This window comes from Mycobacterium sp. (assembly GCF_035314665.1).
Lineage (GTDB): Bacteria > Actinomycetota > Actinomycetes > Mycobacteriales > Mycobacteriaceae > Mycobacterium.
In genome coordinates this window covers 1-26,219 of sequence record NZ_DATFZD010000181.1, presented here as the reverse complement: position 1 = coordinate 26,219, position 26,219 = coordinate 1, and the positions used below count along the sequence as shown (strand labels likewise).

Sequence of the window (26,219 nt, the reverse complement as noted above, 5' to 3'; positions counted from 1 at the left end):
CGGGGTAACGCGTCAGCGCGAGCAGACCGTGGCTGATCGCGTTGCGTGTCGTCTCGTTGCCGGCGACCGCCAGCAGGATGAAGAACGACGCGACCTCGGCCGACGTCAGCTGCTCGCCGTCGACCTCGGCCTGCACCAGGCTGGTGGTCAGGTCCTCGTGGTGGTTGACGCGACGATCCTCCGCCAACGCGCTGGCGTACGCGCCGATCTCCATCGAAACCTGAACGAATTCATCGAATTCGGTCGTCAGATCGGGGTCGCCGAAGCCGAGGATCACGTTGGTCCAGTGGAATATCTGCTGATGGTCCTCCTCGGGGATGCCCATCATGTCGCAGATGACCTGCAACGGCAGCGGCCCGGCAAGCTCGCTGACCGCCTCACCGTTGCCGTCGGGATGAGCGGCGATCATCGAGGCGACCAATCGGTGCGCCCGCTCGCGCACCGATTGCTCGATGCGGGCCACCACCTTCGGGGTGAAAGCCCGGCTGACGATCGACCGCAACCGCTGATGCCGCGGGTCGTCGAGCACGATCATCGAGCCGAAGTACTCGGATACCTCCGGCGTCTGGTCGTTGATCGTGATGTTGGGGCTGGAGCTGAAGATCTCGGGGTGGCGGCTGGCGTAGAACACGTCGTCGAGTGAGGTCAGCGCCCAATGCCCGTCACCTGATTGGAAGCCTTCTTGGACAGGCTCAGGCCAGAACGAGATCGGGGCCTCGCGCCGGAGCGTGGCGAACGCCCCATCGCGCAGATCGTCGTTGAGTGCCCAGAAGTCCCACGTGCCCAGGTGAACATCGGCCAGCGGAACCTCGGGCGGCGCCATGCCATTCGTTCGGGTCACAATGCCCATGTCGACCGTCCTCGTCGTTGAGCGGGCTACACGCGCGAGCCTAAACCGCCCGCTGCCGATCTTGAAGGCGAGTCGAGGAACTGCTGAACGACTTCGGTCAGGATGCGGCCGCCTTTGGTGTTGAGGTGAATGCCGTCGATGTGAAATTCCCAGCCGTTTGTCTGCGAGATCTGATCGAAGCTGCGTCGCAGAATCATTTCGCGGAGTAGATAGTCGCGGTAGAACGCGGCGAAGGAGAAACGGGTAAACGGCTTGGCGGCCGACGAGCGGGCAAGCTGATCACGGAAGCACTCGTAGAACGGAATGTAGTAGGCGCCGTTGCGTTGTGAGACGTCGGCGACGATGCCGTTGTAGGTGGCGACCAGATCGTTGAGCCGTGACTGAATGGCGTCGTCGGATTGAAGTGCTTCGCCGACGGGCGCTACGGAGCTCAACGCGATCGCGGCGCGGGTGGCGTGCTGCAGCCGGCGGGTGATGAGTTCGAGGTTCTCTTTGAAGCGTGCCGGCGAGGGCTCTTCCGACAGCCGCTTCCAGGCGCGGGTGAATCGTCGGAAATTGGGAAAGACGCTCGCCAGGATGTCGTTGCCCCCGATCAGCACGATGACCCGGTCCGGCGCTATACGCAGTACCGGGTCAAGTCGCCTGGCGATGTTGAACGACAGATCGCCGCCTACGCCGAAGTTGACGAATCGGAACCGGTTGTTTTGCGGTCGGCCGGCCAGTTCATCGATCCAGTTATAGGTGCCTTTGGCGGCAGTCGTGCTCGAGCCCAGACAGGCGACGATTTCGGGTGTGGACACAGTCACCACACCTTACGACGGCCGATAGCGATAGTCACTATCAAGTGACGGAAGCTATCGAATAAGCCGGGAATCCGCTGCGTGATGAGGATCTGGTGATCGAGGCCCCGCGTAATATTACGCTTGGCGTATTACGTCATACGTACTAAGGTTGCCGAGTATGGCACGTGGTTCGCGACCCGCTCGGAAGCTGGGCAGACGAAATGACCCGGGTGTGCTGATCCTGACCAGCCTGGCGTCGGGCGCTAAGCACGGTTACGCGCTGGCACGCGATATCGAGACGTTCGCGGGCGTGACGCTGGGGCCGGGAACGCTCTACGGCGCGATCACCGCGCTGGAGGAACACGGGCTGATCGAACCGGCGGGCCACGACGAGCGGAGGCGCCCATATCGGCTGACCGCCGCTGGACGGGCTGAATTGACCACGGCGGTGCGCGGTTTGGGGGCGATTGCGGCCGAGGGTGCCCGTCGGCTCGGGATCGCGTTGTATGTCCCCGACCCGGGGTGGGCGCAATGAATCCCCGCGACGCCAAGCGCGTACTGCGGTGGTACCCGGCGGCCTGGCGGCGGCGATACGGCGAGGAGTTGATCGCGATGCTCGACGACACCTACGGCAACGGCAAGCCTCCGCGGCGCGCCCGGATGTCCCTGCTTCGATCTGGCCTGATGCAGCGAATTCGTCTGTTGCGCAAATATTCTCGTACCTACGTCGGTTACAGCATCGCCTGTGGCGTCGTCTGGGCCGTCATCTTAGCGACAGTGTTCACCCACGCCGGCGATTCCACCCGGCACACGTTTGCGGTGTTCTTCGGCGGGTGGGCGATCGGCTGGCTGTCGGCGAGCATCGGCCGCGTCGTCTACCCACCACCCAAACCGCGCAGACCGGTTGGCGCCGGTCGGTGATGTGCCGGCGCGCTCGAAGCGTCAGTGTGTGCAGACGGTGCGGGCCGGCGCTCCGTTCGCGGTCGCCTGGCTGACCACCTTGCCGTCCACCAGGATCGTGCACGTGATCGAGCCGGGGCTCTGCGCGCTGAGCACAAACACTTTGGAACCGGTAACGGTGAACTGCGTCTGCCATGGCAATGGCACGTGTGCCTGCTGCGTTTGGCCCGTTTGGCCGCTGTCCGTCTGATACGAGATGTAGTCCGCCACCGGCGCACTGCCACTCAACTGATACGTCACTTGAGTCTGCGGGCCGGTCGCGTTTGCCACGCCGCACATCCCTATCGTGGTCGCGACAGCGGTCAGCACCGCAAGCAGCACCGACGATCCTGTGCGGGCCTTGACCGGGCGTGTGGGCATAGTCATCACGCGACATGGTGTCACTCCGGCTAAACACTTGGGGACGTTTTGGTGTCTTTTCCGCGGGAACCGACCATGCGGCGGCCATGCTTGAACCAATGTCAGGTGAGCGTCGTAGAGGCTAGTGATGACTGAACAGCCCGCGCGTCCGAGTCGGCGCGACATGCTGCGGGGTGCCGCCGTCGTCGGCGCCTTCCTGGCGGTGGACCTGGGTGCGTTGCTGTACGCGAACAAATGGATCGGTCCCGCGCGACTGACGCCGCGGGTCTTCCTGGACGGTTTCGCCAAGGTGTTCGGCCGGCAACCGGGTTTCCGCAAGAACCACGCCAAAGGCGTCGCCGTGACCGGTTACTTCGACAGCAACGGCAACGGCCAGACGCTGTCGACCGCGGCGGTGTTCGCGCCCGGTCGCACACCGGTGATCGGGCGCTTTTCGTTGGCCGGCGGCAACCCGCACGCCGCTGACGCGTCGTCGACCGCCCGCGGGCTGGGCCTGGCGTTCGGGTTCCCGGGCGGACAGCAATGGCGGATGGCAACGCTGAACCTTCCCGTCTTCCTGGACAATTCACCACAAGGCTTCTACGACCGGCTGATCGCCTCGGCCGTGGTTCCCGGCACCGGCAAGCCCGATCCGGCGGCGATGGCTCGGTTCCTGGCCGCACATCCGGAGACAGCGCGGGCAATGAAAATCGTCAAGCAGCATCCGCCGACACCCGGCTTCGCCGACAGCGTGTACAGCGGGTTGAACGCCTTCTACTTCGTCAACCAATCCGGCGCGCGGACACCGGTGCGGTGGTCGCTGACCCCGCTGCAGCAGGCGCTGCCTCCCTCGTCGGGGTCGGATGGGCTGTTCGATGCGCTCGTACGCCAGTTGCGGACCGGCCCGTTGCGCTGGCGTCTGGTGCTGACCGTCGGCGCGGCGGCCGATCCGACGCACGACGCGACGCTGCCCTGGCCGGCCGATCGGCGCAGCGTCGACGCCGGGATGCTCACGCTCGACTCGATCAAAACCGAGGCGCCGGGCAACGCCCGAGACATCAACTTCGATCCGCTGGTGCTGCCGCCCGGCATCGAGCCTTCCGACGATCCGCTGCTCAGCGCGCGATCGGCCGTCTATGCCGCGTCGTACCGACGTCGCACCGGCGAGACCGGAAGCCCACCCGCGGTACAAGTCGACAAGGTCGCGCTGTGACCGCGGCGCCCGAACCGGGCCGATTCACGGCGTTGAGCAGGGTGCTGCACTGGTTAACAGCCATCCTGGTGTTCTGCGCACTGTTCATCGGATTCGCGATGGTGAACTCGGTGGGCGACTACGCCACGCTGATCTTGATCCACTGGACGCTGGGCATCACCATCCTCGCGGTGGTGTTGGTGCGTGTGGTCAACCGGTTTACCCATCACCCTCCGCCGTGGCCGCCGACGGTGGGGAGGCTGGAAGGCAAGATCGTCGTGCTATCCGAGCGATTGCTGTACGCGCTGCTGCTGGCCCAGCCGGTGATCGGTTGGGCGATGGTTTCGGCTGGCGGGGAAGCGGTCGTGGTGTTCGATTCACTTCGGCTCCCGCGCATCGCACCGTTCGACGCGCAGTTGTTTTGGGTGCTGCGGCAAGCTCATTCGGTCGTCGCGTATGCGCTGATGGCCGTTATCGCCGCGCACATCTCCGCGATTCTGCTGCACACACTGACGCTGCGCGACCGGATGATCGAGAGGATGACATTCCGGTTCCGGCCGAAGGCCGACCGCAGCCGCCTAGGGTGAACCGGGGGTTGTCGATCGGAAGGTGGCGCGTGGCTAAACGTGTTGTAATTTGGGGTACCGGTTTCGTCGGCAAGATGGTGATCGCCGAAATTGTCAAACATCCGCTGTTCGAGTTGGTCGGCGTCGGGGTCAGCAATCCGGAGAAAGTCGGTCGCGACGTCGGCGAGATCTGCGGGCTGGCCGAACCGGTCGGCGTCACCGCCACCGACGATGTCGACGCGTTGATCGCCCTGCGGCCCGATGCGCTGGTCCATTACGGCCCGACCGCGGCGCACGCCGACGAGAACATCTCGCTGATCGCGCGGTTCCTGCGGGCCGGGATCGACGTGTGCTCGACGGCGATGACGCCATGGGTTTGGCCGACCATGCATCTGAATCCGCCGAACTGGATCCAGCCGATCACCGAGGCCTGCGAGTTGGGCGAGTCGTCGTGCTTCACCACCGGCATCGACCCGGGCTTCGCCAACGACCTGTTCCCGATGACGCTGATGGGGGTGTGCTCGGAGATCCGTAGCGTGCGGGCATCCGAGCTGCTGGACTACACCAACTACGAGGGCGACTACGAAATTGAGATGGGCATCGGACGCGAGCCCGAATTTCGCCCGATGCTGGAAAACCGCGATGTGCTGATCTTCGCCTGGGGCGCCACTGTGCCGATGATCGCGCACGCCGCCGGCATCATGCTCGACGAGATCACCACCACATGGGACAAGTGGGTGACGCCCAACGAGCGCAAGACGGCCAAGGGCGTCATCCCGCCCGGACATGTGGCCGCCGTCCGGTTCACCATCAACGGGGTCTACAAAGGCCAGACCCGCATCCAGCTGGAGCACGTCAACCGCATCGGCCTTGACGCCGCACCGGACTGGCCGGCCGGCGTCAAAGACGACGTCTACCGGGTCGACATCGAGGGCACGCCCAGCATCTCCCAGGAGACCGCATTCCGGTTCACCGACGGCTCCGGCCGCGATGCAGCCGCTGCCGGTTGTCTGGCCACCGGGATGCGCGCACTCAACGCGGTGCCGGCCGTCAACGACCTCCCGCCGGGCTGGGTCACCCCGCTCGATCTGCCCCTGATCGCGGGGGCCGGCACGATCCGGTGATGGCACCTATAAATTGGTGGCCGATGCGCGCGGATTGGACAATATGGCTGACGTAGGACGGTCGGCGTTAGGCCTCTCGATCGGGGCCACTAACTTGGCGGCGGTGACCGCTGAGCGGGCGATGACCCGCAAGCCGGTGTTGACCTTGTATCGGCAGCGCCCACCCGAAGTCGGTGTGCCGTCGGAAAACCCGATGCTCAACGAGCCCGGGCTGGTCATCACCGATTTCGTCGACCGGGTGGGCGACCCGGACAGCATCGTGGTGGCCGACGGTACGCCTCACCGCAGCGAGACACTGGTCGCCGATGCGCTGCGGGCGTTGTCCTACGCCGTGACAGATGGACGAGCACTGCCGGATCCGGTCGCGGTTACCCACCCCGCGCATTGGGGACCGGAGGCGGTCAGCGCGGTGCGGGTCGCATTGGGCCGGGTATCCGAATGGTCGGATGGTCGACTCGCGCTGGTATCGGACTCCGTGGCAGCGCTGATCGCGCTACAGGCCAACCCGGGGATACCGAGTCGCGGGATCATCGCCGTGTGCGATTTCGGCGGCACCGGCACTACCCTGTCCCTGCTCGACGCCGACGGCTACCAGGCGGTCGCTCCTGCGGTGCGGCACGCTGAATTCTCCGGTGACCGGATTGACCAGGCGCTGCTGACCTACGTCGTCACAGAACTCTCGTCGACCGGATCGTTCGACACGTCGGCGACCTCGGCGATCGGTTCGCTGGCTCGGCTGCGGGGCGTTTGCCGACACGCCAAGGAAGAGCTCTCGTCGACCATCGAGACGACGCTGACCGCCGACGTGCCCGGATACCGTGGCGACGTCCGGGTCGGCCGGGACGAACTCGAGGACGCGATCCGCGAGCCGCTGGACGGGTTCATGACGGTCGTCCATGAAACGTTGCAGCGCAACGGAATTCGAGCAGAAGATCTGGTAGCGATCGCCTCGGTGGGTGGGGGCGCCAGCATCCCAACGGTCACCATGACCCTTTCGGAACAGCTGGGCGCGCCGATCATTACCGCGCCGCGACCGCATCTGACGGCGGCTATCGGCGCGGCATTGCGGGCCGCACGCGGCCCGGCCGACAGCCCAACGGCGTTGGCGCCCACCGCAGCCGGAGCGGTCGCCGATGCCACGACGATGTCAGACATTCCGGTGGAACCCAGGCCCGCACCGGCGCTGGCCTGGTCGGAGGCAGACGACGACTCCGGCATCATGCCGATCCGCCCCGGCGAGTATCCGGAACCAAGCAGTGGCGCCGGGCTGACCGCCCCGCGGCCGCCGGCAAGCTTGGATGGCGACTCCAGCCCAGCCGCGACCGGCGCGGTTGCCGACGCGTGGTATCGCCGCCCGGTGGTGGTTGCTCTCGGCACCGCACTTGTGGTGCTGGCCATCGCCGCCGCGGTCATGATCACCCTGCATCACACCTCCGGCAGCGCGCCGACCACACCGGCGCCCGGCGTCAGCACCGCACCTGCGCCGTCGAGCGCCACCAACACTCAGGCGCCTGCGACCAATCCGCCGTCATCGACCGAGTCGGACACCGGGACACCGTCGTCGACAACCAGCGAGGCGCCGACGACGACAACTACCACGACACAAGCACCGACAACGACGACCTCAGCGCCGCCGACGACCACCGAAGCGCCCACGTCGACACAGGATCGGAAGCGGCCGGGGTTTCCGAGGTTCCCCGGAGGGCCGCGGGGCTTCCCCGAACCGCAACCGGGTTTCCGTTAAGCCGACGACCGGTTGTTTTCGTTGTCGTCTTGCTGCTTGTCCTTCCCGAATTTCGGGTTTCCGTCGTCGTCAAGCCACTCGTTGATCGCAACGCCGGAGATGGTCCCATCGGTGCCCGGCAACACAACGGTCGGCCGATCGTCCTTATAGGCCTCCTGCATCTGGCGGACTTTTTCCTTACCGTCCTCGCTGAGTTCGGGCGTTTCGGCGGAGGTCGTTTCCTCGTCACCGGTGTTTTCGCTAGTGGTTTGGACTTTATCGTTTTCGCTCATTGAACCTTCCCGTCCTGCCGAGACTCCGCCCTGCCGACGACGCTATCTCCGACGACTACCCGCTGGGGATTTGTCCAAACTGCGGCGCGCGGGTGTCAGTCCGGTTTCGGGTAACTGACCCCGGTTAATTTCTCGGAGATCTCCCACAGTTGCTGGCTATCGGCCTCGTCACGGGCACGCGCGGGCACCTTGGCCGCCGTCACCCCGCCACCGTTAGCCTCGTAGATGCCGTGGGGGCCATAGAAGGCACCGCCTTCGGCTTGCGGGGAAGTCGCCGCGTAGAGCGCGGGAAGGATCCCTTCGTCGATTTCCTGCCACAGGAACGGCGTCAGCCGCCACGACAGCTTGTAGAGCCGTTCCATGGTCGAGGGTTTTGACCGACCGTGCGACGGGCCCTGATCTGCAGGTTGGTCTTGGTCAAGCCGGGATGCGCGGCATTGGAGAGGATGCCCCAGCCGGCCTCTTTGCTGCGGCGGTCCAACTCGCGGGCGAACATCAGCACCGCCAGTTTCGACTGCCCGTAGGCCCCCATCGGCGTGTACGACTTTTCGAATTGCGGATCGTCGAAATGAATGCGACCTTGGCGCGCAGCCAGACTGCTCAGCGAAACGACCCGCGCTTGGTCGGCGGCACGCAATAGCGGCAGCAGGTGTGCCGTGAGTGCGAAATGCCCGAGATGATTGCTGCCGAACTGCAATTCGAATCCGTCGGCGGTGGTGTCGCGGGTCGGCGGGGTCATCACGCCGGCGTTGTTGATCAGGATGTCGATGGGGCGGCCGTCGGCGTTGAGTTGCTCGCCGAGGGCGGCGACGCCGGCCAGTGACGACAGGTCGAGGGGTTTGATGGTCAGCTTCGCATTTGGAACCGTCGCGCGGATCTCGTCGATTGCGGCCTCGCCCTTGGCGCGGTTGCGGATCGCCATCACAACATCGGCGCCGGCCGCGGAGAGCCGACGGGCCAATCCGAATCCCAGACCGCTGTTGGATCCGGTGACGACGGCCAGTCGTCCGGACAGATCGGGCACTGTGGCGACGAGATTGGGGGCCATGAGCATCACTCCTTAATCGCCTACGCGTTTCGTCCCAGTTTGCTCCTTTGCGGTGTCGTTGGCTTTGCGTGGTTTCGTTGGCACCGCTTCGCCCACAGTGTCACACTGCGTGAATGACTAGCAGGCGGCTCGCAAAAATTTCGCTGGCACCTGCCCTCGTGCTGATGATCGGATCGATCATCGGCTTCGTTCTCACCCTCACGCTCAACGCATTCGTCCTGGACAAATTCAACGCCTATGGCGAGGTGCCCATCCCGGGCTCGGGTACCGTTCATCTGCCCGCCGGCGAGGCAACCGTCAGCTTCCACACACTCACCATCGGCAGCGTGTCCGGAGGCGGGCTGCCCGTGCCGCAACTCGGGGTGGACGTCGATCCGCCACAAGGCGTTGCCGAGCCAAAACTCACTGAAAACTACGGCGGGACAACGACAGTCAACAATGACACTCATCGGCGAGTGTGGCTGATGCAGGTGCCCGCCGAGGGCGACTACAAAATCACCACCGAGGGGCAAGTCAACGGATTCATCAGCCCGCAACTGGCGTTCGGTCACGGTGGCAACAGCAGTTCGTCCGGTTCGATGGCGTGGATATTCGCCGGCCTCTTCGGTGTTGGCCTGATCGGTACGATCGCGGCGCCGATCTGGCTGGCTCGCACTCGAGCGGCGACGTTGCCGGCGTGGCAGCCCATGGGTGAACCGTCGGCGTCGCCGGTGATGACTCCGACGCCCGCGCAGCTATCGACCGATCTGGGGGCGCCCGTCGCCACGTCGGACAGGTCCCTCTCGACGTACGCACCTAGTGACGAGGGCGTCAAGCTGGAGCAACTCAAAACCCTGGCAGGACTGCGGGATTCCGGAGCGCTGACCGAAAAGGAGTTTGAGGACGAGAAGCGCCGAATTCTCGACGGTCGCTAGTGGCCTCGGGCCACCCATTCGTCGTAGTGGACGATCTCGTCGCCGATGCTGGTGGTATCGCCATGCCCGGTGTAGACGACGGTGTCGCCGGGGAGTTTGCCGAGCCGGCCCGAGATCGACTGCAGGATGGTCGGGAAGTCGGAGAACGAGCGACCGGTCGCACCGGGTCCACCAGAAAACAGGGTGTCGCCGCTGAACACGGCGCCCAGGTCGGGCGCGTACCAGCAGACCGACCCGGGGGAGTGTCCGGGGGTGTGCAGCGCTTGCAGTTCGGTGCCGGCGACAGTCAGCGTGTCCCCGTCAGATACCGCGCGAAAGTTCTTGTCCGGGTGAGTCATCCGCCATAGCACGTCATCGCCGGGATGGAGCAGCACCGGCGCGTCGAGTGTGTCGCCGAGTTCGGGGGCCACGGTCACATGGTCGTTGTGACCGTGGGTGCACACCACCGCCACCACATTCCGCCCACCGACGGCCGCCACGATGGGCGCCGCCGTGTGCGCGGCGTCGAAGACCACGACGTCGGAATCGTCGCCCACGACCCAGATGTTGTTGTCGACTTCCCAACTGCCACCATCGAGTTCGAAGGTGCCGTGGGTGACAACGCGCTCGATGCCAGCCATCACAGCATCACCACCGAGCGCAGCACCTTGCCGTCATGCATTTTGTGGAAAGCCGCCTCGATATCACCGAGACCGATGCGCTCCGAGACGAACTTCTCCAGCGGCAACCGACCCTGCAGGTAGAGGTCGATCAGGGTGGGGAAGTCGCGTTCGGGCAGGCAGTCGCCGTACCAGGACGACTTCAGCGCGCCGCCGTGCGAGAAGAAGTCCACCAGCGGCATGTCGATGCGCATGTCTGGAGTCGGAACACCAACCAGCACAACGGTTCCCGCAAGATCACGGGCGTAGAATGCCTGCTCCCAGGTTTCCGGTCGCCCGACCGCGTCGATCACTACATTGGCGCCGAAGCCGTCGGTGAGGTCCTGGATGGTTTTGACGACGTCGAATTCGCGTGCGTTGACGGTGTGGGTGGCGCCGAACTTACGGGCCCAATCCAGTTTGGTGTTGTCGGTATCGACGGCGATGATGCGTCTGGCGCCGACCAGCGCTGCCCCGGCGATCGCGGCGTCGCCCACGCCGCCGCAACCGATCACCGCGACCGTGTCGTCACGGGTGACCGCGCCGGTGTTGATCGCCGCGCCCAGACCGGCCATCACCCCGCAGCCCAGCAGGCCGGCGACCGCCGGGTCGGCCTCGGGATCGACCTTGGTGCACTGGCCGGCGGCCACCAGCGTCTTGTCGGCAAACGCGCCGATGCCCAGCGCCGGCGTCAGCTCGGTGCCATCGGTGAGCGTCATTTTCTGCTCGGCGTTGAACGTGTCGAAGCAGAGGTGGGGTCGGCCGCGCTTGCAGGCGCGGCATTGGCCGCAGACCGCGCGCCAGTTCAGGATCACGAAGTCGCCCGGCTCGACCGCTGTCACGCCCGGTCCCACCGCTTCGACAGTGCCGGCGGCCTCATGGCCGAGGAGGAACGGATACTCGTCGTTGATCCCACCGTCGCGGTAGGTCAGGTCGGTGTGGCACACCCCGCACGCGGTGACGTCGACGACGGCCTCGCCCGGGCCGGGGTCGGGGATCACGATGTCCACCAACTCGACTGGTTCACCCTTTTTCCGTGAAATCACGCCGCGCACTGTCTGACCCATACCCGCCAACCTAGTGCTTGGTCGGTAGGCTCCTGCGCGATGGTCGCACTGGATGAACTCGACGACTGGCCGGTCGCCGCCGCGGCCGCCGCGGTGGTCGGACCGTCGGGCGTGCTGGCCAGCCACGGTGACACCGGAAAGCAATTCGCGCTGGCGTCGGTGACCAAGCTTCTGGTGGCGCGCGCGGCGCAGATCGCGATCGAGGAAGGCGCCGTCGACCTCGATACCGCCGCGGGGCCGCCCGGATCGACGGTTCGGCATCTGCTGGCCCATGCCTCGGGGTTGGCGATGCACTCCAACGAGACGCTGGCCAAGCCGGGCGCCCGGCGAATCTACTCGAACTATGGCTTCGGCGTGCTGGCCGAGACGGTGCAGCTGGCATCCGGGATCGAGTTCAGTCGCTACCTCACCGAGGCGGTGTTCGATCCGCTGGGAATGACCACCAGCCGGCTCGACGGCGGCGCGCAGGCCGCCGGCTTCGGCGCGATGTCGACGGTGGCGGATTTGGCGGCCTTCGCCGGTGACCTGCTGAATCCGGCGACGGTATCGCCACAGATGCACGCCGAAGCGACGGCCGTGCAGTTCCCCGGTTTGAACGGGGTATTGCCCGGCTACGGTCAGCAACGGCCGAACGACTGGGGGCTGGGCTTCGAGATCAGGGATGCCAAGTCACCGCATTGGACCGGCGCGAAAAACTCGGCCCGCAGCTTCGGCCATTTCGGTCAATCAGGCACGTTTATCTGGGCAGATCCGGAGGCGAAGCTCGCGCTGGTGGTGCTCACCAACCGCGATTTCGGCGAGTGGGCGCTGCCAAGGTGGCCGGTGCTGTCGGACACCGTGCTGTCCGCTCATAACTCGGACTAGCGCAACATGGGCCTCACGAGGCACAATAGACACGCAAGACACAAAAAATCGTTGCATCCTGCTCGTCGGGTCACCAGGTCGTTGGGGAAGACGTCCCTCGTGGAGCCGAAGGAGCAGCAGATGCGTGCGTCGAACCAGTTCGCCGATGTGACGACCGGCGTGGTGTACATCCACGCCTCGCCCGCCGCGGTGTGTCCGCATGTCGAGTGGGCGTTGTCGTCGACGCTGGCGGCCAACCCCAACTTGAAGTGGACCCCGCAACCGGCCATGCCCGGGCAGTTGCGCGCGGTGACCAACTGGGTCGGTCCGGTGGGCACCGGCGCCCGATTGGCCAACGCCTTGCGTTCCTGGTCGGTGCTGCGATTCGAAGTCACCGAGGATCCCAGTCCCGGTGTCGACGGGCAGCGGTTCAGCCACACGCCCCAGCTGGGACTGTGGAGCGGCGCGATGAGCGCCAACGGTGACGTGATGATCGGCGAGATGCGGCTGCGGTCGATGATGGCCGATGGCGCCGACGCACTGGCCGCCGAGCTGGATTCGGCATTGGGCACCGCGTGGGACGAGGCGCTCGAGGTGTATCGCGACGGCGGTGACGGCGCCGAGGTGTCCTGGCTCAGCCGGGGAGTCGGTTAGGTCGAAGAATCCGCAGTGCGCCGGGCACCGCCGAGATCTCGGCGGGCAGCGCGCAGATGTACTCGCCGTCCGCGTAGGCGTTGATGCCCGGCGATTCCACGTCGACCGAGGTCGCCCGGGCTGTTGTCACCTCGTCGAGATCGACGTGGCGGCCCTTGTAGACGGTGGGGAACAGGCGAATCAGCCGGCTGCGCGACGCCGAGTGGACCATGGTGATGTCGAGTCGGCCGTCGGCATGATCGGCGTTGGGGCAGATCAGCATTCCGCCGCCGTAGCTGCGGGTGTTACCGAACGCCGCAAGGGTTAGGTCGGTGACGATCTCGTCGCGTCCGTCGAGCATCAGCCGGAACGGCAGTAGCCGCAGCTGCGACAACTCGGCGAGCATCGCCAGGTTGTAGCGCATCCGGCCGCGCGGCCAGCGCATCCGGTTGGCCCGATCGGTGACCAGCGAATCGAATCCCGCAGCGGCAACGGTGCCGAACCACGTGGCAACACCTTTGCGGTCGCGAATCCTGCCCAAGTCAACGGTTTCGGTCCAGCCGTCGGCGACGACATCGGCGGCGGCTTCCGGATCCTTTGTGGGCAGCCCGAATTCGCGGGCATGGTCGTTGCCGGTGCCGGCCGGAATGATTCCCAGCGGAATGTCGGTGCAGGCCAGCGTTTGCAGCGCATCGGAGATGACTCCGTCACCGCCGGTGACTACCACTGCGTCGGTGCCCTTTTCGACCGCCGCGTGCAGCAGGCGACGGGCATGGTCGGCGTCGCTGCCGACGATCGCCACGACGTCGATGCCGCGCTGTTGCAGCCGCTCGATCGCCGTTTCGGCGGCGTGTGGCGCGTTTCCATGTCCCGACGCCGGATTGGTCAGCACGGTCACCCGGCCGATTTCGCGGCGCGTCATATGGCGCGTCACGGGATAAGCTTGCCGGGATTCAGAATTCCCGCGGGATCCAGTGTCGCTTTGACCGCCCGCAGCACCTGTACGCCCAAATCGCCAACCTCGTCGCGCATCCAGGGCCGGTGATCGGCCCCGACCGCGTGGTGATGGGTGATCGTCCCCCCAGCAGCGACGATCGCATCGCAGGCGGCGGTCTTCGCGGCGCGCCACTGCTCGATCGGGTTGCCGCGTTGCCCGGCGACGACGGTGAAATACAGCGAGGCGCCGGTGGCATACACATGCGAAATGTGGCACAGCACCAGCGCCGGCGTGCCGGATTCGGCCAGCGCGGCCGTCAGCGCGTCGGTGACGGTGGCCTTCAGTGTGGGGATGTTGGACCAGTCGGTGGCCGTCTCCAGCGTCTCGCAGAGCGCGCCGGCGGCCAGCAGCGAGTCGCGCAGATAAGGCGCGCCGAACCGGCCATGCTCCCAGGCCCGTGCCGGGGCTTCGCCCAGCGAGGTGCCGCCCATCGCTGTGATGAGCTCCCGGGTTTCGGTGTGCCTGCTGTCGGCATGTGCGGCCGTGCCCTCGAACACCGTGATCGCCAAACAGCCGCCGGTGATCTGGGTTTCGCCGATGGCCTCGGTGGTGGCCAGGTTGACGCCGGTCTCGGCTTCGTCGGAGAGTCGGATCACGGTCGGGCCGGTGCCGGTTTGCGCGACCGCACGCAATGCGGCTGTCCCGGTGGCGAAGTCGGGGAACGACCACGCCTCGTAGCGCGTGACGTCGGGCGCCGGATGCACCCGAACCCGCACCCGGGTGATGATGCCGAAGACGCCCTCCGACCCGATCAGCAGCTGCCGCAGGTCCGGGCCGGCCGCCGACTGCGGTGCGCGGCCGAGATTCAGCGCGCCCGCGGGCGTGATGACGTGCAGCCCACGAATCATGTCGTCGAACCGGCCGTACCCGGCCGAGTCCTGTCCCGACGATCGAGTCGCGGCATAACCGCCCAGGCTGGCGAATTCGAAGCTTTGCGGAAAATGCCCGAGCGAAAACCCGTGCTCAACAAGCAGTTGCTCGGCCCGTGGACCAGTGACGCCGGCACCGAACTCGGCCTCGCCGGATACCGCGTCGAAAGCGAGCAATTGGTCGAAGCGCCGCAAATCCAGCGCCACCACGGCGCTGAATTCGCCGCGGATGGGATCGAGTCCACCGACCACGCTGGTGCCGCCACCGAACGGGACGACGGCGACGCCGTGCTGCGAGCAGTACCGCAGGATCTCCGCTACCTCGTCGTCAGTGCCGGGCAGCAGCACCGCATCGGGTGCCTCTTGGACGCCGGATTCTTTGCGCCGCAGCAGATCCAGCGTCGACTTGCCGCCGGCGTGCAGCAGTCGGTCGCGGTCGCCGACGCGGCTGTAGTCGGGCCCGACGATGGCGGCCAGCGCTTCGCGGTGGTCGTCCGCCAACTGTGACGGGCGCAATTTGACCTGCTCCGGGTCGAGTTCGGCCGCGGGCGAGTCCGTCACCCCCAGGGCCTGCTTCAACAGCGATCGGATGCCCTCCGAGAGGGGTTTGGCTTCTTGCGGGTCACCCCACGCGTTCCACTTCATCGGCGGCAACAACTGTTCAGGCATGCGTTACAGTATTACATATGCTGTCAATCAGTAACGCACCGGTGGAGACCGGGGACCGGATCCTGGCGGCCGCCGCGAGCTGCGTGGTCGATTTCGGCGTCGAGCGCGTGACGCTGGCCGAGATAGCGCGGCGGGCGGGGGTGAGCCGGCCAACCGTCTACCGCCGCTGGCCGGACACCCGTTCGGTGCTGGCGGCCCTGCTGACCAGGCACATCACCGCGGCACTGGATGACGTGCCGGTGCGCGGACGCGGCCGCGAGGCGTTGGTCGACCGGGTGGTGGCGGTGGCCGAACACCTGCGGCGCGACGAGCTGGTGATGGCGGTGCTCCGGTCGGAGCTGGCGCTCGTCTACATCGCCCAGCGGCTCGGCAGCAGCCAGCAGATGCTGATCGACGCGCTCGCCCACGACCTGCGCGCGGCCCAACGCGGCGGCGGTGTGCGGGCAGGCGACCCGCGCCGGCTCGCCGCGATGGTGCTGCTGATCACCCAGTCGGCCATTCAATCCGCCGAGATCGTCCGACCGATCCTGGATGCCGACGCGCTGGCCGCCGAACTCGCCTACTCGCTGAACGGATACCTCTCATGACGTCGACCGCCCTGAACGCAGCGCGCCGCACCGCCGACCTGACGGCGCTGGCCGACGGCGAGCCGACCGACGTCGTCGTGATCGGCGGCGGCATCACCGGCGCCGGCATCGCGCTGGACGCCGCGGCCCGGGGCCTGCGAGTGACGTTGGTGGAAAAGCACGATCTCGCATTCGGCACCAGCCGGTGGAGCTCCAAGCTGGTGCACGGCGGGCTGCGCTATCTTGCGAGCGGCAACGTCGGCATCGCCAGGCGCAGCGCGGTCGAGCGCGGAATTCTGATGACGCGCAACGCTCCTCATCTGGTCCGGGCCATGCCGCAACTGGTCCCGTTGTTGCCGTCGATGAGCCGAATGGAGCGGGCATTGGTGCGGGCCGGGTTCCTGGCCGGCGACGTGTTGCGTAAGACGGCGGGCACACCGGCGTCCATCCTGCCCGGCTCACGCCGCATTGCCGCGCAGCGCGTCAGCGAGATGGCCCCGGCCGTTCGGCGGGACGGGCTCGACGGTGGCCTGCTGGCCTACGACGGACAGCTGATCGACGATGCCCGACTGGTCGCCGCCGTCGCGCGTACCGCTGCGCAGCATGGTGCCCGAATCCTGACCTATACGGCCGCATCCGAGGTCACCGGCACGTCCCTGCGGCTGACCGACCAGCGCAGCGGCGAATCGTTCGATATGTCTGCTCGCGCCGTCATCAACGCCGCCGGGGTGTGGGCGGGCGAGATCGACCCGTCGTTGAAGCTGCGCCCTAGCCGAGGCACCCATCTCGTCTTCGATGCCGCAGCCCTCGGCAATCCCACGGCGGCGCTGACGATTCCGATACCCGGCGAGCTGAATCGCTTCGTGTTCGCCATGCCTGAACAGCTGGGGCGGGTCTACCTCGGACTGACCGACGAGGAAGCGCCAGGGCCGATTCCTGATGTGCCACAACCGACTTCGGCCGAGGTGAGGTTCCTGCTTGACGTCGTGAACACCGCACTGGGTATCACCCTGGAAAGTGCCGATGTGATCGGCACCTACGCAGGGTTGCGGCCGCTGATCGACACCGGGACCGGCCGCACCGCCGACGTCTCTCGCAACCATGCCGTGGTCGAGTCACCCTCCGGGGTGATCAGCGTGGTCGGCGGCAAGCTGACCGAGTACCGGCACATGGCCGAGGACGTCCTCGACCGGGCTGTCGAATTGCGGGAACTCGCAGCCGGGGAGTGCCGGACCCGAAACCTGCCGTTGGTCGGTGCGCCGGCGAATCCGGGCTCGAGCGTCGCGCCGATGGCCGGCTTGCCGGAGTCGCTGGTCCTGCGCTACGGGGTCGAAGCGGCCAACGTCATCGCCGCTGCCACGTGTGATCGGCCGGTAGACCCGGTGGCCGAAGGGATCGACGTGACCCGGGCGGAGTTCGAGTTCGCCATCAGCCATGAGGGTGCGCTGACCGTCGATGACATCGTGGATCGTCGCACCCGGATCGGTTTGGTGGCCGCCGATCGGCAGCGAGTAGTCGGCGTGGCGGCGGAGATGCTGGCACAAAAGTGATAGTTACTACTATATAGTAGTAACTATTACTTTTGAGTATCCGCAGGAGGGCGGTGACGAGCATGAACCTGATTAATCCGTCACATGTTCCGGTTCTGATCGTCGGGGCGGGCGCCGGTGGCCTTGCCACATCGGCTCTGCTGGCCAAACACGGGGTCGCATCGCTGGTGGTCGAAAAGCGCCGCGAGGTCTTCATCTACCCGAAGGCCCGCAACCTGAGCTTTCGCAGCCTGGAGATTCTTCGCGGTCTGGGTCTGGACGACGAGGTCCATGCCGTCGCCGACCGTGTTTCAGACATGGTCGTCAAGCCGACGCTGAACAGCGCGGACGAAGAACTCGCCATCGACATCGACGCGTTCTTCGCCGGCCTGGATCAGCTCAGCCCAGAGCCTTCCGTGCAGTACTGCCCGCAGAGCAGCCTGGAGCCGATGCTGCTCGCGGAAACCCGCCGGTATGGCAGCGAAGTGCGCTACGGAACGGAATTGTGCTCTTTCGAGCAAGACGATAGCGGTGTCACCGCGGTGCTACGTGATCTGGATTCCGGTGAGTCCCAGACGGTTCGCGCCGACTATCTTGTCGCCGCCGACGGTGTCCACAGTCCGATCCGCAACCGGCTTGGCCTGAGCACCTCGGGACACGGTGCGCTGCCGATCTATGTCGTTTTCTTCTACTTCCGCGCACCGTGGCGAAAGTTCGTGGCGCACCTCAACGATGGCGATGGCGTGCAGGTCAAGAATGCCGAAGTGGACGGCATATTCCTGGTTGCCAAGGACGACGTCGGGATGTTCATCACCACCTACTTTCCCGAAAAGGGCGAGACCGCGGCGCAATTCACTCCCGAGTACTGCCGCGAGATGTTGACCAAGGCCGTCGGCGAGCAGATCGACATCGAGATCATCGAGGTCGCGGCGTGGCAACCGTACGAGCAGGTGGCCGGCCAATTCCAGTGCGGGCGAGTCTTTCTCGTCGGAGACTCTGGGCACACCATGCCGCCGTTCAAGGCCGGGGGAGCCAACACCGCCATTCAGAGCGCGCACAACCTGGCCTGGAAACTGGCCGCAGTCCTGGGTGGGACGGCAGATCCCGCGCTGTTGACCACATTCCACGCCGAGCGCCATCCCGTCGGGCGATTTGCCGCGCACCAGTCGCTGACCGGGCCGACACTCGCGTTGATCGATCTGGACGACCAGGGTCCGGGATTGCCGCCGGACGAAGAGGCGTCGATGTTCGCTCTACTGATCGGCTACCAGTACCGGTCAGCCGCGGTCGTGACCGACCAGCCGGCTCCCGCAGATCCCGACGCCGCAGGTTTGGTCGACGAATTGCGTGGCCAACCCGGCACCCGGGTCCCGCATGCCTGGGTGCAGCACGGTGGCCGACGGGTGTCGACGCTCGACCTGCTTGGCCGCAACTTCACCGTGCTCACCGGCGACGACGGCGCCCCCTGGGTCGAGGCCGCCGCCGCGGCGTCAACCGCCCTCGGCGTGCCGATCGCCGTCCATCAGATCGGGCCCGCGGATGACATCCTCGATCCCGACGGCGCGTGGGCGAAGGCCACCGAACTCCAGCCCGGTGGGGCTCTGCTTGTGCGTCCGGACGATTTCGTCGGCTGGCGCGCAGACCGGCTGCCCGCTGACCCCGAAAGCGAGCTTCGCCAGGCGCTTTCGGCGATCCTCGGCCGAACCTGACCCGACGGCGTCGCACTGCCTGCAAAATGACTGTTGACCAAAATCGTATTCTGGTCATAAAGTCATTGGCGTGATTGCGGAACGTTCTGGTGTCGATCGGCAAGAGAGGGCTGATCGGATCCTCGATACCGCCCGCGACCTGCTGCTGTCCTGGGGCTACCGGCGGGTGACGATCGACGAATTGGCCCGTCGTGCCGGTGTCGGTAAGGGCACGATCTACCTGCACTGGCGGTCTCGCGAGGAAGTGTTCCAGGCGGTCAGCGCCCGCGAGGCGGCGGCGATGGCCGACGCGATTGTCGACGCGGTCCGCACTGACCCGGCTGAGGTGGCGCTGTACCGGTACCTGCGGCGGCTGTTCGTCGAGGCGATGAATCGTCCTGTGCTGCGTGCGCTCTACACCCGCGACGCCGACACCCTCGGCACGTTTCTTGCTGCCGCGCATCATCACCGGCTGGAGGAAAGCAAGCTCGACGTCAATCGCGACTATCTGAGTGTGCTTGCCGCAGAGGGAATGCTGCGGCCGGATCTGCATCTGGAGGATCTCGACTACACCCTGCCCACCATCGTCTTCGGTTTCTTTGGGGCGGAGCCGTTTCTGCCGCCGAGTCTCAACCTGACGTTGGCGCAGAAGGCCGATCAGCTCGCCGAGACGATCCACCGGGCTTTCGAGCCAACCAAGGCACCGAGCAGCGACACGATGAAACGCGCTGCGAACAAAGCCATCCCGATTTTAGAGCGACTGGCCCGAGACCACCGGTTGGCGACCTACGGAGGCGATCACGATGACTGAACTGGCAACCGATCTGGCTCGCCCGCGCGGTCGGTATGGCGTCGACGGGGACTACCGACTGATTCCGGCGCCGGTCTTACTGGCCGGCTATCTGCTGTTGTGCCTTGCCGCAACGTCTTTGGCTGGTTTATGGCTGGCGACCGGACGAACGCTGTCGGGACTCGGGGCAGGCGTAATTGCCGTCCTTCTGGTCGGCGCCGGTGTGAGCGTGCGGCGGTTCAGCCGACGAGGAAAGTTCGAAGTGTGGGCACACCTGCTGACCGGGATCGGACTGCGGGGTGACGAACGGGCGCTCGACCTCGGTTGCGGGCGTGGCGCGGTTTTGTTGACCGCGGCCAAGCTACTACCGCGGGGAAGTGCTGTGGGCGTGGACATCTGGCGGGCCGACCAGACCGGCAACTCGATGCAGGCGACACTGGCGAACGCGCAAGCCGAGGGCGTCGCCGACCGGGTCGAATTGCACACCCGGGACATGACCGATCTTCAATTCCCAGACGAGTCTTTTGATCTCGTCGTGAGTAACCTCGCGATCCACAATCTGCCGGACGACGACGCGCGGCGGTCGGCGATCGACGAAGCCGTCCGCGTGCTACGTCCGGGCGGTCACGTCGTGATCGCCGACCTCGGGTTCACCAAGCTATACGCCAATCGGCTTCGGCAATGTGGCATGGCCGACGTCGGGCGCCGCGATCTCGGCTGGCGCGCCTGGTGGGGATTACCGTTCTTCCGCACCCACGCCGTCACCGCGACCAAGCCCGGGCCGGCGCGGTGAGCACTAAGTCGGTCTCCCGAGTGGTGGCGCTGGAAGAGGCGTTTCTGCACCCGCGGGTGTGGGAGCTGTTTCCCGAGTCGCTGCAACGGAAATACCAGCCGGTGCGGGCCCGGCTTAGCGACGTCGGGGCCGAGCGCATCCGTCTGATGGACGCCGCGGGGATCGACGTGCAGGTGCTCTCACACGTCGGGCCTGGTGTCCAAGTGCTCGCCGATGAGCAGGCCGAGTTGGCGATCGCCGTCAGCCGCGAAGTCAACGATTGGTTGGCCGAGGCGGTCGCCGCGCACCCGGCGCGGTTTGCCGCCTTTGCCATGCTGCCGACGCAGTCACCGGCTGATGCCGCCGAGGAGCTGGAGCGCGCCGTTCACGACCTCGGCTTCAAAGGGGCGCTGATCAACGGACACACCAACGGGCATTACCTGGATGAGCCGTCGTTCGATGTGCTGCTGGCCCGGGCCGAATCATTGGGCGTGCCTATCTACATTCATCCCACCGACCCGCCGCAGGCGGTAACAGATTGCTACTACGTGCCTTTCGATCCGGCGCTGGTACCTACCTGGGGCTGGCCGGTGGAAACCGGAACGCATCTGCTCAGGTTGATCTGCGCCGGGGTGTTCGATCGTCATCCGAATTTGAAGATCATAGTCGGGCACATGGGGGAACTCCTTCCGTTCTGCTTCACCCGGCTCAACGTCGGGCTCACGATGGCCGGCTGGTTGCTGGCGCCCGAGGCGGAGGAGCCGCCGATGCGCAACAGCGTCGGCTACTACCTGCGAGAAAACGTTTTCATCACCAGCAGCGGGGTGTTCGACGTGCCGGTGTTCGACTGTGCCCGAGCGATGTTGGGCCTGGACAACCTGATGTTCTCCGTCGACCATCCCTTCCAGGACAACTTCGCCGCGATGGAATTCTTCGAACGATGCGACCTATCCCCGGACGACGGGGAGCGGTTCGCGCACCGCACCGCAGACAACCTGCTGAAGCTTGGCAATCAGCCGGGTGACACCAGTAACGCGCGTGCCGCCGTCGGCGATACTTGGTACCGGCTGCGCAGCCGCGCCACGTCGAAAATCGGCAGGGCCCTGATTTCAGCCCTCGTCAAGTGACGTCTGCTCGCCGCTGAGCCTTACAGCGGGATGTTCTTGTGGCGCCCGCGGCGTGGCGGCGCCGATGCCAGCGCCTCGGTGAGCTTGCTGCGAGTGTGGGCCGGGTCGATCTTCTCGTCGACCACACCGATGTCGATGGCGTTGTCCACGCCGCCGGCGATCCGCTCGTGTTCGGCGGCAAGCTCGTCGTGCAATGCCTCGCGCTCGTCTTCCGGCGCGGCGGCCAGCTTCTTCTTGTGCAAGATGCCGACGGCTGCCTTAGCGCCCATCACCGCGACCTCGGCATCCGGCCAGGCGAACACCTTGGTGGCGCCCAACGAACGTGAGTTCATCGCGATGTAGGCCCCGCCGTAAGTTTTCCGGGTGACCAGGGTTACCCGCGGCACGGTGGCCTCGCCGAATGCGTGCAGCAGCTTCGCGCCGCGGCGCACCACGCCGCCCCATTCCTGGTCAACACCGGGCAGGTAGCCGGGAACGTCCACGACCACGATCAGCGGAATACCGAATGCGTCGCAGAGACGCACGAAACGCGCTGCCTTCTCGGCACTTTCCGAGTGCAAGCAGCCGCCGAGCCGCAATGGGTTGTTGGCCAGCACACCGACCGTGCGACCGGAAAGCCGGCCTAAGCCGACCACCATCGACGGTGCCCACTTGGCCTGGAACTCGTCGAACGGGGCATCGTCGTCCAGGATCGCGGTGACGATCGGATGCACGTCGTAGGCACGCCGTGACGATTCGGGCAGCAGCGCGTGGATGTCGGTGTCGCCGGCCTCGGCCTTGTTCCGGTCGAAATGCCCTTGCTGGCAGAACAATCCAACCAATCGGCGACCACGCTCGTAGGCGTCGGACTCGTCGTCGGCGACGATGTGGCACACACCCGACTTTTTGTGGTGAGTGTCCGGGCCGCCCAGCGAGGCCATATCCACGTCCTCGCCGGTGACGCTGCGCACCACGTCCGGCCCGGTGACGAACACCCTGCCCTCCGGCGCCATCACGACGACGTCGGTCAGCGCCGGGCCGTAGGCCGCGCCGCCGGCGGCGAAGCCGACCACCACCGAGATCTGCGGGACATAACCGGACGCCCGGATCATCGCCTCGAAGACCAGCCCGACCGCGTGCAGCGATCGCACACCCTCGGCCAGCCGCGCCCCGCCGGAGTGCCAGATGCCCACGATCGGGCTCTGCTCTTCGATCGCGGTGTCGTAGGCGTTGACGATGTGGGTGCAGCCCTGCAGACCCATGGCACCGCCCATCACGGTGCCGTCGGTGCAAAAGGCGATGGTGCGCATGCCGTTCACGGTTCCGCCGGCGGCCAGCACACCGGAGCGGTCCCGCTCGTGCAGGAGCTCTATGCTGCCGTCGTCGAAAAACCTGCTGAGGCGCAGCAGCGGATCACGCGGGTCGAGCGACTCGTCAACCGCATCCGGGGCCAAGGTCGTCATCGCAGTTCTCCTGTGTCAGTCATACTTCGGTTAGTACCGGCCAAAGGTGATCGCCACGTTGTGACCGCCAAATCCGAACGAATTATTGATGGCGTACTTGTAGTCGCCCGCCCGCGGCTTGCCGGCCACCACGTCGAGGTCGATCTCCGGGTCCAGGTTCGCCAGGTTCAGGGTGGGCGGAACGACCTGGTCGCGCAGTGCCATCACGGTCAAGATCGATTCCACCGCGCCGACCGCGCCGACCGAGTGGCCGAGCGCGGACTTGGGTGCGTACACCGCCGCGTCTCCACCGTGTGCGCCGAGGGCGTTGTTGATAGCCTTGCCCTCGGCCAAGTCGCCGACCGAGGTGCCGGTGGCGTGGGCGTTGACGTGGTCGATATCGGCCGGTGTGAGACCGGCAAGCTGGATTGCCCGCGTCATCGCATAACCGGCCCGCTCGCCGTTGGGGTCCGGCGCCACCATGTGGAAGCCGTCCGAGGTGACGCTGGCCCCCATGATCCGGGCCAAGATGTTGGCGCCGCGCGCCTTCGCGTGCTCCTCGGTCTCGATGACCAAAAGCGCGGCGGCCTCACCGAAGACGAAGCCGCTGCGGTCCTTGTCGAACGGGCGGCAGGCGCCAGCGGGGTCGTCGTTCTTGGTGGACAACACGATGCGCATCTGGGCGAAGCCCGCAATCGGCACCGCCTCGATCTTGGTCTCGACGCCACCACAGATCGCGATGTCGGCCTCGCCCAGCGCGATCTGCTGCCAGGCGCGGGCGATGGCCTCCGAGCCGGACGCGCACGCCGACACCGAGGTCATCACCCCGGCTTTGGCGTGCCGTTCCAACCCGACCGCGGCGGCCGCGCCATTGGGCATGTACATCTGCACGACCAGCGGAGAGACCGCCTTCAAACCACGTGCGCGCATGCCGTCGTAGGCGAAGATCAGCTCCTCACTGGAGCCCATCCCGGTGCCGATCGACACCATCAACCGCCCGGGATCCACCTCTGGCGACCCGGCGTTGTCCCAAACTCGCCTGCCCACCACCGTGGCCATCTTCTGCAGGTAGCCCATCCGGCGGTTCTCGACGCGGTCGAGCTGGCTGTCGAACTCCTCGAGCAGATGCCCGCCGATGCGAACAGGCAGGTCGTACTCCTCAACGAACGCGTCGTCGAGGAGACGGATCCCACTTTGCCCGTCCAGCAGCAACTTCCACGTGGTCTCCACGTCGGTTGCCAGGGCGGTCGTCATGGCGATGCCGGTGACGACGATGTTGGGGAAACCGTTCCCTGTAGCCAACGATGACGATGTTGACATTGTTTTCCTTAAGGGCCCGCGCCCGTTTCCTTTCTGGGTTTAGTACCGCCCGAAGACCAGCGCGACGTTGTGTCCGCCAAAGCCGAACGAGTTGTTGATGGCGTACTGGTAGTCGCCATAACGTGGCTCGCCCGCGACGACGTCGAGGTCGATCTCGGGGTCAGGGGTGTGATAATTCAGTGTCGGTGGTATGACGCCATCTCGCAGCGTGAGCACCGTCAGCACCGATTCCAGGGAACCCACCGCGCCGATGGAATGGCCCAGCGCCGACTTCGGCGCATAGACCGCGGCTTGCTCACAACCGGCCACCCGCAGCGCATTGGCTTCTGCCGTGTCGCCGATCGGCGTGGCAGTCGCGTGCGCGTTGACATGGTCGACGTCCTTGGCTGACAAGCCCGCCAGCTCCAGTGAGCGCACCATCGCCCGTCCGGCGCGAATGCCGTCCGGTGCAGGCGCCACCATGTGGAAGGCGTCCGACGTGATGCCGGCACCCATCAACCGGGCCAGCGGTGTGGCGCCACGGGCCTTGGCGTGCTCCTCGGTCTCGATGAGCATCAGCGAACCCGCTTCGCCGAACACGAAGCCGTCGCGGTCCTTGTCGAACGGACGAGACGCGCCTTCGGGGTCGTCATTGCGGGTCGACATGGCCCGCATCATCGAGAATGCCGCGATGGGCAGGGCCTCAATCGGACCCTCGACACCGCCACACACGGCGACGTCGGCGTCGCCCATGACGATTTGCCGCCACGCGTGCGCGATGGCCTCCGAGCCCGACGAACAAGCCGACACCGGCGTCATCACGCCGGCGCGGGCACCGAGCTGCAGGCCCACCGTCGCCGCGGCGCCGTTGGGCATGATCTGCTGCACGGCCAGGGGCGACACCTTGCGGGGGCCGCCCTCGTTCATCAGGTCGTAGCTTTCGACGATCCGCTCCGCGCCGCCAAGACCGGTGCCGACAACGACCGCGAAACGGTCGGGGTCAAATTCGGGGCTACCTGCGTTCTCCCATAGCTGACCGCTGAGCCACTTGGCTAGCCGCTGGACGTAGGACATCCGGCGCATGTCCAGTCGACCCATGTGGTCATCGATGGATTCCTTGAGGTGCCCACCGATTTTCACGGGCAGGTCCCATTTGGTCACGAACTCGTCTTCGAGCACGCGGATGCCGCTCTCCCCGGCCAGCAGACCCTTCCACGTGCTCTCGATGTCCGGCGCGATCGAAGTCGTCGCCGCAACAGCGGTTACCACAACATTGGGGTAACCGCCGTTAGCAGTGGAAGGTCTGGTCACTGGTGGTCGGCTTCCATCCTGGCGCGAACCGACTCGACGGCCTCGGGGTTCTCGGTCTCGAGCTTTGCGCGCAGCGCCTGGGCGGCCTCGGGGTTCTCTTCCTCGAGCTTCTGGATGTAGCTCACAACGTCACCGACGGTGCGGAGCCCGGCGAGGTCCTCGTCGGGGATCTTGACGCCGTACTTGTCCTCGGTCTGCACCGCGATCTC

General features: G+C 66.0%; 27 protein-coding genes and 1 pseudogene. 15 read left to right on the top strand and 13 right to left on the bottom strand.

Features of this window, described 5'->3' with window-relative positions; genetic code table 11:
• Positions 1-850: cytochrome P450 (locus VKI00_RS14455; protein WP_324438440.1), on the bottom strand; the 850-nt coding region annotated here is incomplete at its 3' end.
• Positions 851-876: 26 nt separating this feature from the next.
• Positions 877-1,650 carry an SGNH/GDSL hydrolase family protein gene (locus VKI00_RS14450; protein ID WP_324438438.1) on the bottom strand — a complete coding sequence of 258 codons (774 nt, stop codon included), beginning with the start codon at positions 1,648-1,650 and terminating at the stop codon, positions 877-879.
• Positions 1,651-1,810: 160 nt separating this feature from the next.
• On the opposite strand from VKI00_RS14450, the gene VKI00_RS14445 reads away from it, so the two are divergent.
• The gene (locus tag VKI00_RS14445) at positions 1,811-2,167 is read left to right on the top strand and encodes a PadR family transcriptional regulator (protein WP_324438436.1); all 357 of its coding nucleotides are present in this window, start codon (positions 1,811-1,813) and stop codon (positions 2,165-2,167) included.
• Positions 2,164-2,553, top strand: a complete 390-nt coding sequence (locus VKI00_RS14440) for a hypothetical protein (protein ID WP_324438434.1) — start codon at positions 2,164-2,166, stop codon at positions 2,551-2,553. The genes VKI00_RS14445 and VKI00_RS14440 overlap by 4 nt, the downstream gene beginning before the upstream one ends.
• Positions 2,554-2,574: 21 nt before the next feature.
• Here the strand turns inward: VKI00_RS14440 and VKI00_RS14435 are convergent, their stop codons facing one another.
• Entirely contained in the window at positions 2,575-2,958 is a 384-nt protein-coding gene (locus tag VKI00_RS14435; RefSeq protein WP_324438432.1) for an MmpS family transport accessory protein, read from the bottom strand.
• A gap of 121 nt (positions 2,959-3,079) precedes the next feature.
• On the opposite strand from VKI00_RS14435, the gene VKI00_RS14430 reads away from it, so the two are divergent.
• From VKI00_RS14430 to VKI00_RS14415, 4 genes are all read left to right on the top strand, one after another.
• Positions 3,080-4,144 (top strand): catalase family peroxidase, encoded by a 1,065-nt coding sequence (locus VKI00_RS14430; protein WP_324438430.1) that lies wholly within the window; start codon positions 3,080-3,082, stop codon positions 4,142-4,144.
• On the top strand, positions 4,141-4,710 hold the full coding sequence (locus tag VKI00_RS14425; RefSeq protein ID WP_324438428.1) for a cytochrome b: 570 nt from the start codon (positions 4,141-4,143) through the stop codon (positions 4,708-4,710). Before VKI00_RS14430 ends, VKI00_RS14425 begins: the two co-directional genes overlap by 4 nt.
• A 29-nt stretch (positions 4,711-4,739) precedes the next feature.
• A complete protein-coding gene (locus VKI00_RS14420) occupies positions 4,740-5,813 on the top strand; it encodes a dihydrodipicolinate reductase (RefSeq protein ID WP_324438426.1) in 1,074 nt (357 codons plus the stop codon).
• A 103-nt stretch (positions 5,814-5,916) separates the two neighbouring features.
• Positions 5,917-7,557 carry an Hsp70 family protein gene (locus VKI00_RS14415; protein ID WP_324438424.1) on the top strand — a complete coding sequence of 547 codons (1,641 nt, stop codon included), beginning with the start codon at positions 5,917-5,919 and terminating at the stop codon, positions 7,555-7,557.
• Here VKI00_RS14415 and VKI00_RS14410 read toward each other — a convergent pair.
• Complete coding sequence (locus VKI00_RS14410) at positions 7,554-7,829, bottom strand: hypothetical protein (protein WP_324438422.1); 276 nt, start codon at positions 7,827-7,829, stop codon at positions 7,554-7,556. The two genes, VKI00_RS14415 and VKI00_RS14410, sit on opposite strands and share 4 nt — an antisense overlap.
• A gap of 95 nt (positions 7,830-7,924) precedes the next feature.
• A pseudogene (locus VKI00_RS14405) lies at positions 7,925-8,877 on the bottom strand (SDR family oxidoreductase).
• A 113-nt stretch (positions 8,878-8,990) separates the two neighbouring features.
• Here VKI00_RS14405 and VKI00_RS14400 point away from each other — a divergent pair.
• Positions 8,991-9,791, top strand: coding sequence for an SHOCT domain-containing protein (locus VKI00_RS14400; RefSeq protein ID WP_324438420.1), 801 nt, complete (start codon positions 8,991-8,993; stop codon positions 9,789-9,791).
• Here the strand turns inward: VKI00_RS14400 and VKI00_RS14395 are convergent.
• Together VKI00_RS14395 and VKI00_RS14390 are read right to left on the bottom strand one after the other, a co-directional pair.
• The gene (locus VKI00_RS14395; protein WP_324438418.1) at positions 9,788-10,411 is read right to left on the bottom strand and encodes an MBL fold metallo-hydrolase; all 624 of its coding nucleotides are present in this window, start codon (positions 10,409-10,411) and stop codon (positions 9,788-9,790) included. The genes VKI00_RS14400 and VKI00_RS14395 overlap by 4 nt on opposite strands.
• A complete protein-coding gene (locus VKI00_RS14390) occupies positions 10,411-11,496 on the bottom strand; it encodes an S-(hydroxymethyl)mycothiol dehydrogenase (RefSeq protein WP_324438416.1) in 1,086 nt (361 codons plus the stop codon). The genes VKI00_RS14395 and VKI00_RS14390 overlap by 1 nt, the downstream gene beginning before the upstream one ends.
• A gap of 39 nt (positions 11,497-11,535) precedes the next feature.
• Here VKI00_RS14390 and VKI00_RS14385 point away from each other — a divergent pair, with 39 nt between their 5' ends.
• The gene (locus tag VKI00_RS14385; protein WP_324438414.1) at positions 11,536-12,360 is read left to right on the top strand and encodes a serine hydrolase domain-containing protein; all 825 of its coding nucleotides are present in this window, start codon (positions 11,536-11,538) and stop codon (positions 12,358-12,360) included.
• A gap of 120 nt (positions 12,361-12,480) precedes the next feature.
• Positions 12,481-12,993 carry a DUF3145 domain-containing protein gene (locus tag VKI00_RS14380; protein WP_324438412.1) on the top strand — a complete coding sequence of 171 codons (513 nt, stop codon included), beginning with the start codon at positions 12,481-12,483 and terminating at the stop codon, positions 12,991-12,993.
• Here the strand turns inward: VKI00_RS14380 and VKI00_RS14375 are convergent.
• Together VKI00_RS14375 and VKI00_RS14370 are read right to left on the bottom strand one after the other, a co-directional pair.
• Positions 12,974-13,894: a diacylglycerol kinase gene (locus VKI00_RS14375; RefSeq protein ID WP_324438443.1), complete on the bottom strand. Its 921-nt coding sequence runs from the start codon at positions 13,892-13,894 to the stop codon at positions 12,974-12,976. The two genes, VKI00_RS14380 and VKI00_RS14375, sit on opposite strands and share 20 nt — an antisense overlap.
• A gap of 8 nt (positions 13,895-13,902) precedes the next feature.
• On the bottom strand, positions 13,903-15,483 hold the full coding sequence (locus tag VKI00_RS14370) for an FAD-binding oxidoreductase (protein ID WP_331681915.1): 1,581 nt from the start codon (positions 15,481-15,483) through the stop codon (positions 13,903-13,905).
• 41 nt (positions 15,484-15,524) lie between these two features.
• On the opposite strand from VKI00_RS14370, the gene VKI00_RS14365 reads away from it, so the two are divergent.
• The 6 genes from VKI00_RS14365 to VKI00_RS14340 all read left to right on the top strand — a co-directional run bounded on the left by VKI00_RS14365 (position 15,525) and on the right by VKI00_RS14340 (position 21,979).
• Positions 15,525-16,094 carry a TetR/AcrR family transcriptional regulator gene (locus VKI00_RS14365; protein ID WP_324438408.1) on the top strand — a complete coding sequence of 190 codons (570 nt, stop codon included), beginning with the start codon at positions 15,525-15,527 and terminating at the stop codon, positions 16,092-16,094.
• Positions 16,091-17,623: a glycerol-3-phosphate dehydrogenase/oxidase gene (locus tag VKI00_RS14360; RefSeq protein ID WP_414687195.1), complete on the top strand. Its 1,533-nt coding sequence runs from the start codon at positions 16,091-16,093 to the stop codon at positions 17,621-17,623. Before VKI00_RS14365 ends, VKI00_RS14360 begins: the two co-directional genes overlap by 4 nt.
• A gap of 62 nt (positions 17,624-17,685) precedes the next feature.
• A complete protein-coding gene (locus VKI00_RS14355) occupies positions 17,686-19,311 on the top strand; it encodes an FAD-dependent monooxygenase (protein WP_324438406.1) in 1,626 nt (541 codons plus the stop codon).
• A gap of 70 nt (positions 19,312-19,381) precedes the next feature.
• Complete coding sequence (locus VKI00_RS14350) at positions 19,382-20,101, top strand: helix-turn-helix domain-containing protein (RefSeq protein ID WP_324438404.1); 720 nt, start codon at positions 19,382-19,384, stop codon at positions 20,099-20,101.
• The gene (locus tag VKI00_RS14345; protein WP_324438402.1) at positions 20,094-20,873 is read left to right on the top strand and encodes a class I SAM-dependent methyltransferase; all 780 of its coding nucleotides are present in this window, start codon (positions 20,094-20,096) and stop codon (positions 20,871-20,873) included. Before VKI00_RS14350 ends, VKI00_RS14345 begins: the two co-directional genes overlap by 8 nt.
• Positions 20,870-21,979 carry an amidohydrolase family protein gene (locus VKI00_RS14340; RefSeq protein ID WP_324438400.1) on the top strand — a complete coding sequence of 370 codons (1,110 nt, stop codon included), beginning with the start codon at positions 20,870-20,872 and terminating at the stop codon, positions 21,977-21,979. Before VKI00_RS14345 ends, VKI00_RS14340 begins: the two co-directional genes overlap by 4 nt.
• Positions 21,980-21,999: 20 nt before the next feature.
• Here the strand turns inward: VKI00_RS14340 and VKI00_RS14335 are convergent, their stop codons facing one another.
• The 4 genes from VKI00_RS14335 to VKI00_RS14320 all read right to left on the bottom strand — a co-directional run.
• Complete coding sequence (locus VKI00_RS14335) at positions 22,000-23,421, bottom strand: acyl-CoA carboxylase subunit beta (protein ID WP_324438398.1); 1,422 nt, start codon at positions 23,419-23,421, stop codon at positions 22,000-22,002.
• A gap of 30 nt (positions 23,422-23,451) precedes the next feature.
• Complete coding sequence (gene kasB / locus VKI00_RS14330; protein ID WP_324438396.1) at positions 23,452-24,720, bottom strand: 3-oxoacyl-ACP synthase KasB; 1,269 nt, start codon at positions 24,718-24,720, stop codon at positions 23,452-23,454.
• A 39-nt stretch (positions 24,721-24,759) separates the two neighbouring features.
• Entirely contained in the window at positions 24,760-26,010 is a 1,251-nt protein-coding gene (gene kasA, locus VKI00_RS14325; protein WP_324438394.1) for a 3-oxoacyl-ACP synthase KasA, read from the bottom strand.
• The coding region (locus VKI00_RS14320) for a phosphopantetheine-binding protein (RefSeq protein ID WP_324438392.1) at positions 26,007-26,219 on the bottom strand (213 nt) is incomplete at its 5' end. The genes kasA and VKI00_RS14320, both read right to left, overlap by 4 nt.